Here is a 14,909-nt window from a genome sequence, read left to right on the forward strand (position 1 = left end):
AATGGGGTTTAACGCCTTAATCCTCAATTGGATATCAACTCCGATCGCCCAAATGAGGTAAATTCGTTAAGACAAGCTTAACAGGGATATCCTCTGAAACTCCCCTATTCCCCCTTCCCTAACATGTTTGTCAAATTAACTGTTAATTTTTTAGTTGTTGGGCTTTATAACAAAGACTACTAACAACTTTATTTAAGATGCTAACTCTGTTAAAAACAATTCGACATGCGATCGCAAGTTGGTGGTCTGAGTTTACCCTCCAGACTAAGTTGCTGGCTGTGGCTACATTGGTGGTTTCCTTGGTGATGAGTGGTTTGACCTTCTGGGCTGTGAATACAATCCAGCAGGACGCGCGGATGAATGACACCCGCTTCGGGCGTGACTTGGGTTTGCTGCTTGCTGCCAATGTTGCCCCCCTCGTGGCTGACAATAATCTCACGGAGGTTGCCCAATTTTCTCAACGCTTCTACAGCAGCACCTCTAGCGTGCGTTATATGCTTTACGCTGATGAAACCGGGGAAATCTTTTTTGGCATACCTTTTTGGGAAGCCGAGGTAGAAAATTCTCTCACCATTAAACGGCGAATACAACTGCCAGAAGATTACCCTGGTGATGGGGAAAAGCCGATGGTGCGGCAACACATGACCCCAGATGGAGTTGTTACCGATGTATTTATTCCTCTGATCGTTAATAAGAAATACTTAGGTGTATTAGCGATCGGTATCAACCCCAATCAGACTGCTGTTATCTCCACCAATTTTACCCGCGATGTCACCATTGCCGTTTTTATCACAATTTGGGTAATGGTGATTTTGGCAGGAGTAATAAACGCTTTGACCATCACTAAACCAATAAAAGAACTCCTGGTGGGGGTAAAGGAAATTGCTACCGGGAATTTCAAGCAGCGGATTGATTTACCTTTAGGGGGCGAACTAGGGGAGTTAATTTTAAGCTTTAATGAGATGGCAGAGCGATTAGAACGCTATGAAGAACAGAATATTGAAGAACTGACAGCCGAAAAAGCCAAGCTAGAAACCCTAGTTTCCACGATCGCAGATGGTGCTGTGTTGATTGATAACAACATGCAGGTGATATTAGTCAACCCCACAGCGCGGCGAATTTTTGGCTGGGAAACGGCTGATGTGGTCGGCTGCAATGTGTTGCATCACTTACCGTCAGCAGTACAAATGGAAATCAGTGGCCCATTGTATGAAATGGCAGCCGGCGAATGTGAAAGTGCCGAATTCCGCATTTTTCTTAACCAACCCACCCCTCGAACAATCCGTATTCTCTTGACTACAGTACTCAACGTGCAAAGAGAAAGCATCAAAGGTATTGCGATTACTGTCCAAGACATAACCCGTGAGGTGGAATTAAACGATGCAAAAAGTCAATTTATCAGCAACGTCTCTCACGAACTGCGAACGCCTTTATTTAACATCAAAACCTATATTGAAACCCTGCATGACTACGGCGAAGATTTAGGATTAGAAGAACGGCAAGAGTTTTTGCAAACAGTTAACCATGAAACCGATCGCCTAACCCGCCTAGTTAACGATGTATTAGATTTATCAAAACTCGAATCTGGCCGTCAGTATAACTTCGATGGAGTGGATCTAGCTCAAGCGATCGAGCAAACATTGCGTACTTACCAACTCAATGCAAAAGATAAAGGTGTTGAACTTCTTCAGGAAGTTGCTGCTAATTTACCCCTGGTAATGGGTAATTACGATCTGTTAGTACAAGTTTTTGGCAACCTAATTGGTAATGCCCTCAAATTTACCAAAGCTGGTGGTAAAGTAGCAATCCGCGCTTACCAACTAGATTTCAAACCCAATTACAGCCAATCTTCTCCAGTGCGGATTGAAATTTCCGATACTGGAATTGGCATTGCTACAGAAGACCAGCACTCAATTTTTGAACGCTTCTTTCGCGTAGAAAACCGAGTTCACACCTTAGAAGGCACAGGTTTAGGATTATCGATTGTCAGAAATATCATCGACAGACATCGTAGTAAAGTCCATCTAGTGAGTGAAGTTGGCATTGGCACAACTTTCTGGTTTGACTTAGCCGCCTTTGAGGAAAAAGCGCCATCAATACAAGTTGAAGCTATTACTGAAGCATCCACAATCACCACGGTCTAAAGTTTAGGGATTGGGCATTGGCCATTACATAGTTATTCTTTCTCCCTTATCTCCCCCATTCCCCGTTCCCCAGTAAGGGCCAACCAGACGGATTCCGACCGCGCTCAACCCTCAGCCATCGAGAGTTGAGCGACTCGTGCCGAGCGGAGCCGAGGTAAGTCGAAACTCGGTTTACTGGTACTTTATTTTCACGCAAGTCCCTAAACACTAATCAAGACCTTAATATCACGAACAACAAACAGACCAATAATAAACCTAATAGCAACAGCAAAGCTTGATTGCGTTTTACCCAAGTTTTCAGAGTTACGGCAAAACTGTTAGTGTAACGCTGCTGTTCCAACTCTAATTTTGTCTGTTCAATATTTTGGTAGAGAGTACAGTCTTTGGCGTAGGGACGCTGAGGAAAATTGCAAGTATCATCAGCGTGATAGGTGCAGGTGTCGCACAGATACCCATCCCCAGTAGCGCGGTGCAATGGAATACCGGGATGACCGTAAGCTTTGAGTGTAGTCCGGCAATAGGGACAACTAATAGCTTGACTATCAACGAGTTGATGGCAGTGGGGACAAGATACAGTAGCCAAAACCTTTAGGGCAAATAGGTAAACACTTTGATTCTACCCATTTACAGGGATAGTGGGGAAATACATACGTAGCCTGTTAATTTTGAATATAGCTAGCTGTCAAAATTGGTTACTTTATCAGCAGAAGTACTAATTTTATGATAGTTTTTTAGATTTTATAAGTGATTTCTATCACTCAATATAATTAAGGCTATGCCATAATCTAGCAAATATGAGGTTTTGCCCGAAGTCCAATAATTATTTAGAGGTAGAGAAATATTGCCTTTTAATCCTGAGCTGTGCCGTAACGAAAGCGAAGTTGAAAGCAAACTCATAGTGCAATATTTGCTACCACAGCTAGGTTATACTCCTGACACCTGGCATCAAGAAGTTGCAGTTGGTAGCATCCGCTTAGATTTCTTAGCATTTGCTGCACAGGTGATTCCCTTTGTCTTAGATGCCAACTCACCCTTGAGTGTCGTCATGGAGGCAAAGCATCCCAAACAAAACTTAAATAATCATGTCCCCCGACTCAGGCATTATTTGACCAGCTTGAATGTCAGGTATGGATTGCTGACTAATGGCAAAGAGATTAGAATTTATCAAAAATTACAGGCTGATATTCAGTTAATATTTCAATGCTCTGGGAAAGAAGTTGAGATAAAGATAAATGAAATTAAAACTCTAATTGGTAGAGAAAGCTTGAAAGAAGGACAGCTAGTAGATAAATCAAAAATTCAGATAGAAAATAATTCAAATTTTGAAACAAACAGGCAACATTCAATGAAAACGATTGCAATCTACCACAATAAAGGCGGCGTTGGAAAGACTACTGTTGCAGTCAACCTGGCAGCAGCATTACGTAAAAAAGGTAAAAGGGTTCTTTTGATTGATATAGATTCTCAAGCAAATACTACTTTTGCTACAGGATTAATAAAATTTCAATTTGACGAAGAAGATGACTTACGAGATTCTAACATTTATCATTTATTAGAATCAGGGGATTTTTACTTAATACCCGATGTTACTCGAAAATCACATTACTTTAACAACCCTGAATTGGATGTTATTCCTGCACATATTAATTTAATAGAAGGTCAGTATAAACTTAATCAAATTGATGCTAGTAAAACTAGATTAGTTACGAAATTAAAAAAAGTAGAGCAAGAATATGACATTGTTATTATCGATACGCCTCCATCCAGAGATTTATATGCGAAAGTTGCACTTGTAGCTGCTGATTACCTGATAATACCTTCAGATTTAAAGCCATTTGCAAACCAGGGGTTGTTAAGTGTTAAAAACTTTATTATAGAAGTTAATGAATTTAGAGAAATGATAGGAAAACAAGACATTATATTAATGGGTATCTTGGCTTCAAAAATCTCTACTAATTCTAAATTTTTACAATATACTTTTCCTAAGCAAAGAAGCGTAATTTTAGAACGTTACAATCTGCCTTTGATGGAAGCAGTAATTTATGATAGAACTGTGCTATCAGAATGTATGAATCAGACTATAACAGTTGGAGATTTAGAATATCCTGATCCAAAATCTGTTATGAAATATGCAGAAGAATTAAAATCAGATGCTCAAAAATCTGCTATGGAATTTGAAATCCTAGCAGACGAAGTATTAACAGGAATAGGGTTAAATAAATGATGAATTTCTCTTTAGTAGATGTAAAAAGTATTACTTCTAATGAACCTCGATCAAATTTTTCAGAGACTGATTTGGAAAATCTCGCAGACATAATTATAGAAACAGGAGGAATTATCAGACCATTAGTTGTGAAAGTGACAGGAGTAGAGAGTTATACGGTAATTGATGGACATTTTGAATACTATGCTGCTGTCAGGGCACGAGAAAAAAATCCTCGGCAAGCTGAAATGGTTAATGCCTTTGTCATTGCCCCAAAATTAGAAAATTTAGTTTTAAAGCAAGTTGCATCTCTCAAAGGAATTGATTCTTCTACTAAACCTGTAGCACCACAGCCAGAAACAACAAAGTTAGAACCACGTCTGACAAATTTAGAATTACGTCTTGAGAAGCAATTCAATGAATTTAAGTCAGAATTTATACAAGAAAGACAGAGAATAGAGAATCAGTTCAAGCAACTTGAAAACCTTATTCCCCAAAAGGGTGAACAAAATAATCCACTTAGTTTATTGAATTCTTTGGATAAAGATGAATTATCTATAAAATTACAACGCTCTAGAATTTCTGGAGCAGAAAAACTTGCTAAAGCTATAGAAGATGCTCGACATAAAAAGCCAAAGCAAAAATTTGAAGATTACCGTGATGTAGTAAAATCTGTTAAAAACTTGGGTGATAAAACAATTTTGACTATTATTGATGAGTGGTCAAGAAGTTATTAGAATCGTAGGTTGGGTTGAGCGAAGTGAAACCCAACAATTAAAGCTTAATGTTGGGTTTCGTTCCTCAACCCAACCTACGCAGGTTAATATTTTTGGCTCTAACTGAACCATATTGCAATATGTCAATGTTTAACCCCGCACCTGTCGCAGTGCATTAAACGCTTTACCTCGCAACCCAACGGGTAACAATGATAATCCTAAACCAGTCCAAGCTTTAGGAGTTGAAAAAGACTGTCCTGCCAAAACTAGCTCTCTGCCTTTTTGCGTTTCACCCTTTTCAATTAAACGCAAACCTAATAATAACTGCGTTTCAGTTAAACGATTTTTCCTGATTGTCTCTATTGTTTCAGAATCAAACTTATAACTTTCTAAATACCGCATTTTATCAAACAAATAAGGAATGGCTCTATTTATACCTTGCTGTTCTGCATGAGTGCGATATTCCATCAATAATTTTGGTAAATAATAACCCTTTTTTCCCGCCAAAGCTAAACGCACAAATAAATCATTATCCTCACAGTTTTGCATATTTGGCTGCATATATCCTAATTCTTGCAAGGTTTTGCGGCGAAATAATGTTGCGCCAACTTGAAAGCTTTGGTTAACAAATACAACTTCCAACAAATTATCTACAACACCTGCTGGTAAATTCTTTCTACCCCAGCGATGAGTATTTTCTTGAGTTTTTGCCTCATCACGCACATTGTTAATATCAATTATCCAATGGTCTGTACCAACAAAATCAATGCTAGAGTCTTGAGCAAGAATCGCTGCGGTACTTGCGAGAAAATCGGGTGTGAGTCGATCATCATCATCAAATTTAATAAAATATTCACCATTGGCAGCATCAAAGCCAGAGCGCATATTATTACTTTTACCAATATTTTGCAGATGACGGATATATTTAATCCGGTGGTCTGTATACTGTGACATTAACTCAGGTGTGCGATCGCTAGAACCATCATCACAAACAATTAGCTCAAAGTCTTGCTCAGACTGATTCAGTACACTGTCAATGGCATAAGGAAGAAGATGAACACGATTAAAAGTAGGAACGCAAACAGTAATTTTAGGCATATTTTATACTAGTAACTAGAAAATATAGAAAATAGAATACTAATTTAACGCGTCACCAATAAAGCTATATTTAACGGAGAGTTCTTTGAATTTTATTCATTGTTTTGTTAAAGAGATTATTAGTTTTAGTAATTATACTTGCTGGTTTAAGCTGTTTTGGTCTTTGTTCTGGTTCTTTAAGAAAGCGATAGTGCAAAAATTCATCTCCATAACATATATTGACATCTTGTCCTTGAGATAACTGGGCAAAATCACGAGAAGAATAGCTCATATAATGGATACGATGAATTGGTTTTAAGCCATCTTGATTATAAAGAACGTTATTAATATTGACAAAGGGATCTGCATTAGCACAGTTACCTGTTCTATCTTCACCATTGGGGCTAAGTGTAAAGTTAAAAAGTGGGCGATCGCAGCGCAAGGTCATATAGTTAAACAAAAAAGAATCATCCCACCATCCATGTCCATTAATCCACTCAACTTCTTTTTGGGTAATTAATCGCTCCTTCATTATCTCAATATCTTTAACAGTAAACAATCCTCGTTTAGAGCCAAAGAAACTAGAACAATGCAGTTGAGGACGTATATCTGCTTCTGTATACAGCCCAGTTTTCTCTATAACTGAAATATTTAACGCTGCAACAGACCTATCCTTAAGGTGTTCCCAATCATCAAAAACAAAATCTGATGTTTCTAGCTTGTCAATTACATTATTGAGTGGCTTCATTGCCAAACTATCACCATCATAAAATACGAATTTATCAAAAATACCCTCAAAGGCAACAAACTTTCTTTGTAAATGACTTTTGTACCAACTAGGACGTGATAATTTTGTCTCTTTTTCCCTTGGATGTGCTGCCCAAACCTGATGAGCAAATTCTTCCCAGTATTGAATTACGTCCCAATCATCAAATAAGATTACATTTTTTCGATTATTAATTTCTTTCCTAACTAAATCTATTTGATCATTATATGGAATTATACAAATAGGAATATCTGCGCTAACATTCACCTCAATACTGTTTAGCAAAGCTACTAGTTGGTCAAACACCACATCATTAGCCAGGGTGTAGATACCGAAGGAATCCATTTTGATAAATCCTTTGTCTCTTGCAATGACTGAGTAACGCAAATAATATTCTCGTTATTTTCTGAGCTATTATTCTCGAATCATTATTAGTATACACATCTTTACACTTTATACTGGGGCAAGGAGCAAGGGATTTTGCTTAGTTTGGATGATACTAATATTACTCGTTGTTTGTCTGCATCGTCAAAACCCATGCTGTAGACTTGCTTTTTCCCAAAAATGTCCTGTGCGTTAAGACATTCGATTAAAGTAGGTGGCAGTGTACCAGTAATGAGAGCGTTTGGGATGCTGTCTAAAATGCAATAATATTTGGGGCTGCCCAAAGCGGGAGTGCCTGTCTTTCAAAAAATTAGCAATAATGCACGGAGCAAAAATTTATTTTTGAACTTGCATCAGCCCAGAATTAATCACTGATAAGTAAATATTATTTTTAGTTTTAAGCAAAAAGGAGTAGCAATGTCTAATGTTGAAGACAATAAATTAATTGCTCGACGCTGGATTGAACTCATTAGCGAGCATCGAATTGAAGATATCTGCGAGATGACCGCCCCAACTTGGAGGATGCACGGTGCTTTACCTGGGCTTCCTCCAGGGCCGGATGGAGTACGTAAACTCTTTGGCTCATTTGGGGCTATCGAGCAGAAATGGACAATTGAAGACGTAATTGCTGAAGGTGACAAAGTTGTGGTGCGTGCAACTAATACCTGCACTCAGGAAAGTTTCTTTGGAATACCTAGTCATGGTAGAGAGCAGACGTTCACGGCTATGTTCATTCATTGGATTGTTGACGGGAAGATAGTTGAAACTTGGCGAAACGCTGATGATCTCGGACGAGTTCTTCAGCTTGGGGCGCGGATTGAGCCGGGAACGTCTGGGGAATAACTTTATTGACTTGCTGAATAAACGGCGAGTCTCTTCAGAAACTGGTAGAAGTCTTAAAAAATCTAGCTATTGAACAATTGCTTTCTAGAGAATAATCTCAGCAACCCGGCGGTTCCTATTCCCCAAGCACCATTAACTAATAAACCTGTGACTATTCCCACAAGTTTCCAGCCTCCAGCGATGGGCTGACCCTTGATTGGTGCGACCACAAACCAAGCTACTAGCGTTGGGACAATTGCACCAAATACCAATGCTGCTAACCAATAGCTTTTATTATTTTGAAAACGAGGCGCGATTGCTACCCAAATCATTCCCCAAATTCCTCCCCAGAATGCACTTGACCAAATTTGCGGGATTCCAAATGGTTGTGTTGGTGCAGTTGGATAAGGAGTGCGAGGCGTGAAATTCAGTGTATGTAGCAACGCCAACATACCTTGGTGAAATAGCAAAACAGACACAAAGCCTGCAATAAATGCTAGGGCAAATCGAGATAAGGCAGCTTTTTGAGTCATTGCTTATACGAAAACCTCTAGGACTTGCTTCTTAGAGGTGTCTATGATAGTTTGCTAACTAGTATAAAATACAGTGAATATATCGAGTTACCGTATTTTACTAAATACTATTGTTGATATAGCCGAAGGAGCTTGGAGTTAAAAGTATCTAAGTAATTTACCAAAATATATGACAAGTAGAAAAGCCAGTGTTGCTGATTGAGAAAATAATGCCTGAAATAAACCTGAATTTGGCAATTTATCCAGAGTATTTTTGAGCAACCAAGCGATCGCAGTGAACAGATAGTGAGGATAATGAATATACGTATGCAAACTATTCATAACCGTAAAGTCAAAGGCGGAGGCTAAACCTTGGCAGAATTGGAAACACAACCTCTGGCTTTGTCAGACGCTCAGAAAAATTGGGTTTTACTCGGTGTCGGACTTGGGGTGTTTATGTCTACCCTTGATGTGGGCATCATCAATGTTGCTCTACCCACATTAGTGCAAGCCTTTGGCACCAGTTTTCCGACGACCCAATGGGCTGTATTGAGTTACCAGTTGGTCAGTTCCGGTTTAGTTTTGGGGGCAACCCGCTTGGGAGATATGTGGGGCAAGAAGTCCTTATATCAGGGGGGACTTGTTCTGTTTACTTTTAGTTCGCTGTTGTGTGGTTTTGCACCTAGTATTGAGTGGTTGATTGCCTTTCGCGCACTTCAAGGACTGGGTGCTGTGTTCATCTCTGGGCTTGGTTTGGCAATCATTACAGAAATTTTTCCATCTTCGGAGCGAGGTCGTGCTGTTGGCGTTATCGGTAGTGTTGTATCACTGGGAATTGCTTTTGGCCCTTCCGCAGGGGGGCTGCTCCTAAGCTTATCAGGCTGGCATAGTATATTCTTCATCAATGTACCGTTGGGGATTATCGCTAGTTTCTTGATAGCTCGGGTAGTGCCACCTTCTGTACGCATTCAGGGTAAACAGAAATTTGACTTTTTTGGAGCTGTATTGGCTTTGTTGACTCTGGGTAGTTTTGGTCTGGGTATGACGCTGGGGCAAAGTCAGGGCTTTGGCAGTACCAATGCACTAGTATTATTAGCGATCGCTACCTTAAGTTTCATAATTTTTTTGGTAGTTGAAGCGGTTATAAAGGAGCCGCTACTAGAACTACACCTGTTTCGCAATCTTCAGTTGAGTATGGGTTTGCTAAGTGGCTGGCTAGCATTCATTGTTATCGGCGGTTCGCTACTCATTGTCCCTTTCTTTCTAGAGAGCGTCAAGCATTATCCGACGGTAAAAGTGGGGCTGCTACTAGCCGTGTCACCTGTACTTAGTGGGTTAATTGCCCCATTAGGAGGAATACTTTCAGACCGCTTTGGCGCTCGACTAATCAGCCCAATTGGACTGGGGTTGATGATAGGTGGCTGTTTGGGCATTAGCACCTTTGATGCCCAAATTACTGAGCTAGGCTATGTGTCACGCTATTTTATTTACGGCATTGGACTGGGTTTATTCCAATCGCCCAACAACAGCACTGTTATGGGAGCAGTACCAAGGGAGCGGCTAGGGATTGCTTCTGGGCTACTATCTTTGTCACGCACATCAGGAAACACAGTAGGAGTTTCTTTAATCGGGGCAGTATTTGGAGCGTTAATCGCTAGTATGTCTGCGGGTGCAGATGTTTCTGTTGCCCCTCCTGATGCGATCGTTGCGGGGTTCCAAGGAACTTTTCGCTTCGCAGCCCTAATACTTTGTGGGGCAGCAGTCGCATCCGTATTGAGGATCGGGAAGAGGCAGGGGGAAGGGCGTAGGGAGCAGGGGGAGAATAACTAATCTCAATTAATAATTACCAATTACTAATCACTAAGGAATTAAATAAATGACAGGTAAATTAAAAGAACAAGTAGCAATTATCACTGGGGCTTCAGCAGGAATTGGAGAAGCAACTGCGATCGCATTGGCGGCAGAAGGAGCAACAGTAGTACTGGCTGCTAGGCGTGGCGATCGCATTCAGGCATTAGCAGAACGTATTGAAGCTAGTGGTGGCAAGGCATTGCCCATTGTCACTGATGTGACTGATGAAAACCAGGTAAATAACTTGGTGGCAAAGGCCAATGCAGAATTGGGAAGGGTCGATATCCTGGTGAATAATGCAGGCATTGCCTTACTCGGAACCATTGAAGCGGGAAATAGCTCAGACTGGCGGCGATCGTTCGACATCAACGTACTAGGACTGCTATATTCTACCCACGCTGTTTTACCTCTGTTGAAGGCGCAAAAATCAGGGCACATAGTCAATATATCCTCAGTGGCAGGTCGGACAGCACGGGCGGGTGTTGGTGTTTATAATGCTACCAAATGGGGCGTTAATGCCCTCTCAGAAGCTTTACGCCAAGAAGTCCACAAGGACAACATTCGCGTCACCATTATTGAACCTGGTTTAGTGGATACGGAAATTGACAACCAAATTACCGATCCAGTTGCCAAACAACGTATTGAGGAGCGGCGCAAGGCAATTACACCTCTGCATAGCGAAGACGTTGCTGCTGCGATCGTTTATGCCGTCACACAACCGTCGCGCGTTAATGTCAACGAAATTCTTATCCGGCCAACGGGACAAGAACATTAAAGCTCAATACGCTTGGGTTAAGATACGCGATAAATCGCCGTCTCTACAAGTGTTTAGACAATAATTTCTACCTGCGTTGGCGTACTTTCAAAATGGCAGATGAAACACCGAAAGCTAATATAGCCAAGGTATAATTTGGTTCAGGAACTGCAATAATACTCACCCTGTTGATAGCAAAAGCCCTATTTAACTCAGAAGTGCTGAAAACCAGTCGCGAGATGTTAGCAGTTTCACTGCTAATCCCAACGAACAATGCTGAATTATCCAATGTTACTGAAGAAGTTCCCGGTACAGAGAAAGTACCCAATAAGTTATTGACACTATCAAAAGCTGAGACAAACACGTTGAATTTTAGAATATCATCTACAGCTATTTGAGTACCAGCACCGGAAACAGGACGATCAAAGTTAATCGTCAAAGGGCCTGAGTTGCCAATGGCAGGAAAACCACTTTGTGGGTTAAAGCCTGTGAAGAGAAGAAAATCGCCATCAGTGAAGTTAGTCGGAATACCTTTAGGTATAAAAGAGGTTTGAAAAACAAAAGGTGGGGTAATACCAGAATCATTAACTTGAGGTACAGTTACACCTAAAGCTAAACCGCCTTCGGATACCGATGAAAAGGAGTTAGGCAGAAAAGCCGAAGGATCGGGAGCAAAGGGATTGAACACTTTACCCAAACTTGACCAATCAATTCCGTCATTACTTCCAAAATCAGCACGACTAGTGACTAATGTAACTGCTTTAACTGGTAATGGTAGAATTGCTATTAGAGTTGTAATTGCTAATTTAGTGGCAATTGTTGGTAAATATTGGATTGATAACTTTAATAACTGATTTGTCGCAGATGCCACAAAGTTTGCTCCTTATTTCGAGGATTAGCATCATCAAGATATTGCTGCCTGTAGTTAGGCTTACTCTATAATCCTACGGAAAAGGAGGCAATACTATGATTAATTTATTTTAAAGTTATAGTGAAATTACTGAATATTTACAGAAAAGGAAATAATCTACATTATGTCACTCAGTCGTAGCGACCTCGAAGCCGGAAACGCACAGACGAGACTGTTAGAAGCATCACACTCTGGAATCAAGTTAACTACCCTGAGCGAAGATGAGTTACAGCGATCGCTCCATGAAATACTACAACACCAACTACCAAATTCTGATATCTGGATATTTGCTTACGGTTCCTTGATTTGGAATCCCCTAATCACATACGTCGAGCGCCGTGCTGGGATCATTTATGGTTGGCATCGGTGCTTTTGTACATGGATGATTCTCGGTCGCGGTACTCCAGAGAATCCCGGATTACTCTTAGGACTTGATCGCGGGGGTAGTTGTCGTGGTATTGTTTATCGAATTGCTGCTGCTGATGTAGCATCCGAATTATTGCTGATTTGGCGACGGGAAATGTTAGCTGGTGTCTACGTTGCCCGTTGGGTAAGAGTATTTGATGGTACGCAAGAATTTAAAGCGATCGCCTTTGTTGCTAACCGTCAGCATCCCAGGTATGCTCATCAAGTACCATTAACAACTGCTGTTAATAGCATTGCCACCGCATCCGGAAAATTGGGTTCCTGCGCTGATTATCTCATGAAAACTGTCGATGGATTAATCGCGGAAGGTATAAAAGATAGAAAATTGCTCTTGTTACGCAAACAAGTGCTGGCAAAACAACAAGCGCTTTTAGTTAATGGCGGCTCTACTGAAACTACTAATTATAAATAACTGTTGTGAACTTCAAGTTAAATAAAATAATTGAATTGGGAACAGATTTTAAATTGTGAAAAATAATTATCCCCAAACGCTAATTTCAACTATTTTTAAGCCATATTATTGGCATAAATTATCTAATTTAGCTCAGAACTTACAGCCGCATTGAGAACTGTTAGAGGTACTGATACCACGCACAAAAATATCTACACAGGTTTCGATATAGTCCTCACAGCTATAGCTACCTTGGTTGAATTTTGCACTGCGACATAGCATTCCAGCTAACAGCATTCCTGTAAACATATCGACTGCTGGAAATGGATCGAGGTCTACTCTCACAGTGCCTAGTTTTTGACTCGATTGCAAATAAGCGACCAGTTTTTCTCCTAAAGGCTTGGCGGCTTCTTGAATCACTTGTTTAGCTGCTTCAGGATGACGTTTAGCTTCTCCAATAAATGTACGAATTAAGTCCTCCTGTGCTTCTAGCATAGTATTATAAAGATGGGCATACTGCCTTAAATCAATTTTTAGATCCTGTGTCCACGCTTCGGGGTATGCAAGGGCTTCGGTCTGGAGTGCCAAAGCATTTTTGATCACTGCTCCCAGAAGTTGTTCTTTGCTAGCAAAGTGACGAAATAAAGTCACCTCATTCACACCAGCAACACGAGCTATTTCACGGGTAGTCGCTCCTTGAACACCTAAACTGGCAAATACTTGCGAGGCGGCTTCTATCAAACGTATACGGGTGAGAGTTGGTGAACGGATGCTTTTATTCATTTATACTGGCAAGTACTTATTTTCATCATAAGTTATGTCTCCAAAGTTGTTGCAAATTAAATAAAAATAATCTTGATACCAGTACTTTTAAAGTTATTGAAAATCTGGTATCGACTTAAATTTATCTCGGTGCGGTAGCTAATGTTTTACTCATTTTCGTAACTGGGACAACTATCCCCTTTCTTAAATAATGAGGTGCTTTTTGGATGGCAGTAAATCCCAGTCGTAAATAAAATCCTTCAGCATAAAGACTAGCAGTTGTAATTACCTTATCTATACCTTGATCGGTTGCTTCGTCACAAAAATGTTGAACTAAAGCACGTCCAATCCCTTTCCCTTGATGTTTAGGATGGACATACAGCCCGATGAGTTCATCAACAATGAAGCTAGTAAAACCTATAACAACATCTCCTTTAATTGCAACTTTGCAAGTTTCCACTTTCATGGTCTTCAAGATATTTGAACCATCCGGTTTGTCGCGGTAATTACGCCAAGCTAAAAGTTCTTTTTCGGTGTAGAAAGTTGCAGGCAGAGCTTTGATAGCAGCAATATGAATTGCACTCAGCACCCACGCATCTGTTTCTAGAGCAGGTCGAAGAGATATTTCGTTAGCGCTCATAGGTTCATGACTGACATTCAGATTACATGTCTGTTTGACTTTTTGGCATGTTATGGACATTTTAGTTGCGTAGGCGTAGCCCTTCTCCTGTCGGAGACGCTGCGCGCTAAGCGTAGCTATGCCGCAGGCTTTACGACCGCGCTCAGGAACCACCCGTCGTAGATATCGCAACAGATCAAGATCAACTAGCCAAATTTTCAATTGCTTTACTGATATTAGCAGTTTCCAATTGAGTCACAACTCGCTGAACAATTTGTCGTCTAATTTTCTGTGTGACTCGCATCCGTAGTCCGTCGTAGACATCGCTTCCGCAAATCGCCAGCCCAAAATCAATACCTGCCCTCTGCCAGTAACAGAGAACCAATACAGACTGCTGATATATAAGCTCTGATAATTTTATCGGTGAAAATCATAATAAGCTCCAATTACCACTAAATCTATCGACAAACCGTATATTATGGATAAAGCAATAAAATAACCAACTTCAAAAAGCATATTTTGAAGTAATCAAGCAATATCTTTTGATATTTAGCTAATTTTGCACTGCTTAC

16 protein-coding genes are annotated in these 14,909 nt (G+C 40.4%); 7 read left to right on the forward strand and 9 right to left on the reverse strand.

Features of this window, described 5'->3' with window-relative positions:
* The first annotated feature begins 197 nt into the window (after positions 1-197).
* Positions 198-2,144 (forward strand): two-component system sensor histidine kinase NblS, encoded by a 1,947-nt coding sequence (gene nblS / locus G1O98_RS09500; protein ID WP_163928569.1) that lies wholly within the window; start codon positions 198-200, stop codon positions 2,142-2,144.
* Positions 2,145-2,355: 211 nt separating this feature from the next.
* Here the strand turns inward: nblS and G1O98_RS09505 are convergent, their stop codons facing one another.
* Positions 2,356-2,727, reverse strand: coding sequence for a zinc ribbon domain-containing protein (locus G1O98_RS09505; RefSeq protein WP_163928570.1), 372 nt, complete (start codon positions 2,725-2,727; stop codon positions 2,356-2,358).
* A gap of 258 nt (positions 2,728-2,985) precedes the next feature.
* Here G1O98_RS09505 and G1O98_RS09510 point away from each other — a divergent pair, with 258 nt between their 5' ends.
* Together G1O98_RS09510 and G1O98_RS09515 are read left to right on the forward strand one after the other, a co-directional pair.
* Positions 2,986-4,368: an AAA family ATPase gene (locus tag G1O98_RS09510; RefSeq protein WP_163928571.1), complete on the forward strand. Its 1,383-nt coding sequence runs from the start codon at positions 2,986-2,988 to the stop codon at positions 4,366-4,368.
* On the forward strand, positions 4,365-5,084 hold the full coding sequence (locus G1O98_RS09515; RefSeq protein ID WP_163928572.1) for a ParB N-terminal domain-containing protein: 720 nt from the start codon (positions 4,365-4,367) through the stop codon (positions 5,082-5,084). The genes G1O98_RS09510 and G1O98_RS09515 overlap by 4 nt, the downstream gene beginning before the upstream one ends.
* Before the next feature lie 129 nt (positions 5,085-5,213).
* Here G1O98_RS09515 and G1O98_RS09520 read toward each other — a convergent pair whose 3' ends face one another.
* Complete coding sequence (locus G1O98_RS09520) at positions 5,214-6,161, reverse strand: glycosyltransferase family 2 protein (protein ID WP_163928573.1); 948 nt, start codon at positions 6,159-6,161, stop codon at positions 5,214-5,216.
* Between the two features lie 70 nt (positions 6,162-6,231).
* Positions 6,232-7,251: an Npun_R2821/Npun_R2822 family protein gene (locus G1O98_RS09525; RefSeq protein ID WP_163928574.1), complete on the reverse strand. Its 1,020-nt coding sequence runs from the start codon at positions 7,249-7,251 to the stop codon at positions 6,232-6,234.
* 456 nt (positions 7,252-7,707) lie between these two features.
* On the opposite strand from G1O98_RS09525, the gene G1O98_RS09530 reads away from it, so the two are divergent.
* On the forward strand, positions 7,708-8,133 hold the full coding sequence (locus tag G1O98_RS09530) for an ester cyclase (RefSeq protein ID WP_163928575.1): 426 nt from the start codon (positions 7,708-7,710) through the stop codon (positions 8,131-8,133).
* 62 nt (positions 8,134-8,195) lie between these two features.
* Here G1O98_RS09530 and G1O98_RS09535 read toward each other — a convergent pair whose 3' ends face one another.
* Positions 8,196-8,645: a hypothetical protein gene (locus G1O98_RS09535; protein WP_163928576.1), complete on the reverse strand. Its 450-nt coding sequence runs from the start codon at positions 8,643-8,645 to the stop codon at positions 8,196-8,198.
* A gap of 138 nt (positions 8,646-8,783) precedes the next feature.
* Positions 8,784-8,966, reverse strand: a complete 183-nt coding sequence (locus tag G1O98_RS09540) for a hypothetical protein (protein WP_163928577.1) — start codon at positions 8,964-8,966, stop codon at positions 8,784-8,786.
* A 30-nt stretch (positions 8,967-8,996) separates the two neighbouring features.
* Here G1O98_RS09540 and G1O98_RS09545 point away from each other — a divergent pair, with 30 nt between their 5' ends.
* Complete coding sequence (locus tag G1O98_RS09545; RefSeq protein WP_163928578.1) at positions 8,997-10,454, forward strand: MFS transporter; 1,458 nt, start codon at positions 8,997-8,999, stop codon at positions 10,452-10,454.
* Positions 10,455-10,500: 46 nt separating this feature from the next.
* Positions 10,501-11,250, forward strand: coding sequence for an SDR family NAD(P)-dependent oxidoreductase (locus G1O98_RS09550; RefSeq protein ID WP_163928579.1), 750 nt, complete (start codon positions 10,501-10,503; stop codon positions 11,248-11,250).
* Positions 11,251-11,317: 67 nt separating this feature from the next.
* Here the strand turns inward: G1O98_RS09550 and G1O98_RS09555 are convergent, their stop codons facing one another.
* Positions 11,318-12,100 carry a hypothetical protein gene (locus G1O98_RS09555; protein WP_163928580.1) on the reverse strand — a complete coding sequence of 261 codons (783 nt, stop codon included), beginning with the start codon at positions 12,098-12,100 and terminating at the stop codon, positions 11,318-11,320.
* A 163-nt stretch (positions 12,101-12,263) separates the two neighbouring features.
* On the opposite strand from G1O98_RS09555, the gene G1O98_RS09560 reads away from it, so the two are divergent.
* A complete protein-coding gene (locus G1O98_RS09560; protein WP_163928581.1) occupies positions 12,264-12,977 on the forward strand; it encodes a gamma-glutamylcyclotransferase in 714 nt (237 codons plus the stop codon).
* A 132-nt stretch (positions 12,978-13,109) separates the two neighbouring features.
* Here the strand turns inward: G1O98_RS09560 and G1O98_RS09565 are convergent, their stop codons facing one another.
* The 3 genes from G1O98_RS09565 to G1O98_RS09575 all read right to left on the reverse strand — a co-directional run bounded on the left by G1O98_RS09565 (position 13,110) and on the right by G1O98_RS09575 (position 14,722).
* Positions 13,110-13,739, reverse strand: coding sequence for a TetR/AcrR family transcriptional regulator (locus tag G1O98_RS09565; protein ID WP_163928582.1), 630 nt, complete (start codon positions 13,737-13,739; stop codon positions 13,110-13,112).
* A gap of 121 nt (positions 13,740-13,860) precedes the next feature.
* Positions 13,861-14,559, reverse strand: a complete 699-nt coding sequence (locus G1O98_RS09570) for a GNAT family N-acetyltransferase (RefSeq protein ID WP_243458389.1) — start codon at positions 14,557-14,559, stop codon at positions 13,861-13,863.
* Entirely contained in the window at positions 14,540-14,722 is a 183-nt protein-coding gene (locus G1O98_RS09575) for a hypothetical protein (RefSeq protein WP_163928583.1), read from the reverse strand. The genes G1O98_RS09570 and G1O98_RS09575 overlap by 20 nt, the downstream gene beginning before the upstream one ends.
* Positions 14,723-14,909: the final 187 nt, after the last annotated feature.

The organism is Nostoc sp. UIC 10630 (genome assembly GCF_010747425.1).
In the GTDB taxonomy this organism is placed as follows: Bacteria; Cyanobacteriota; Cyanobacteriia; order Cyanobacteriales; family Nostocaceae; genus Nostoc.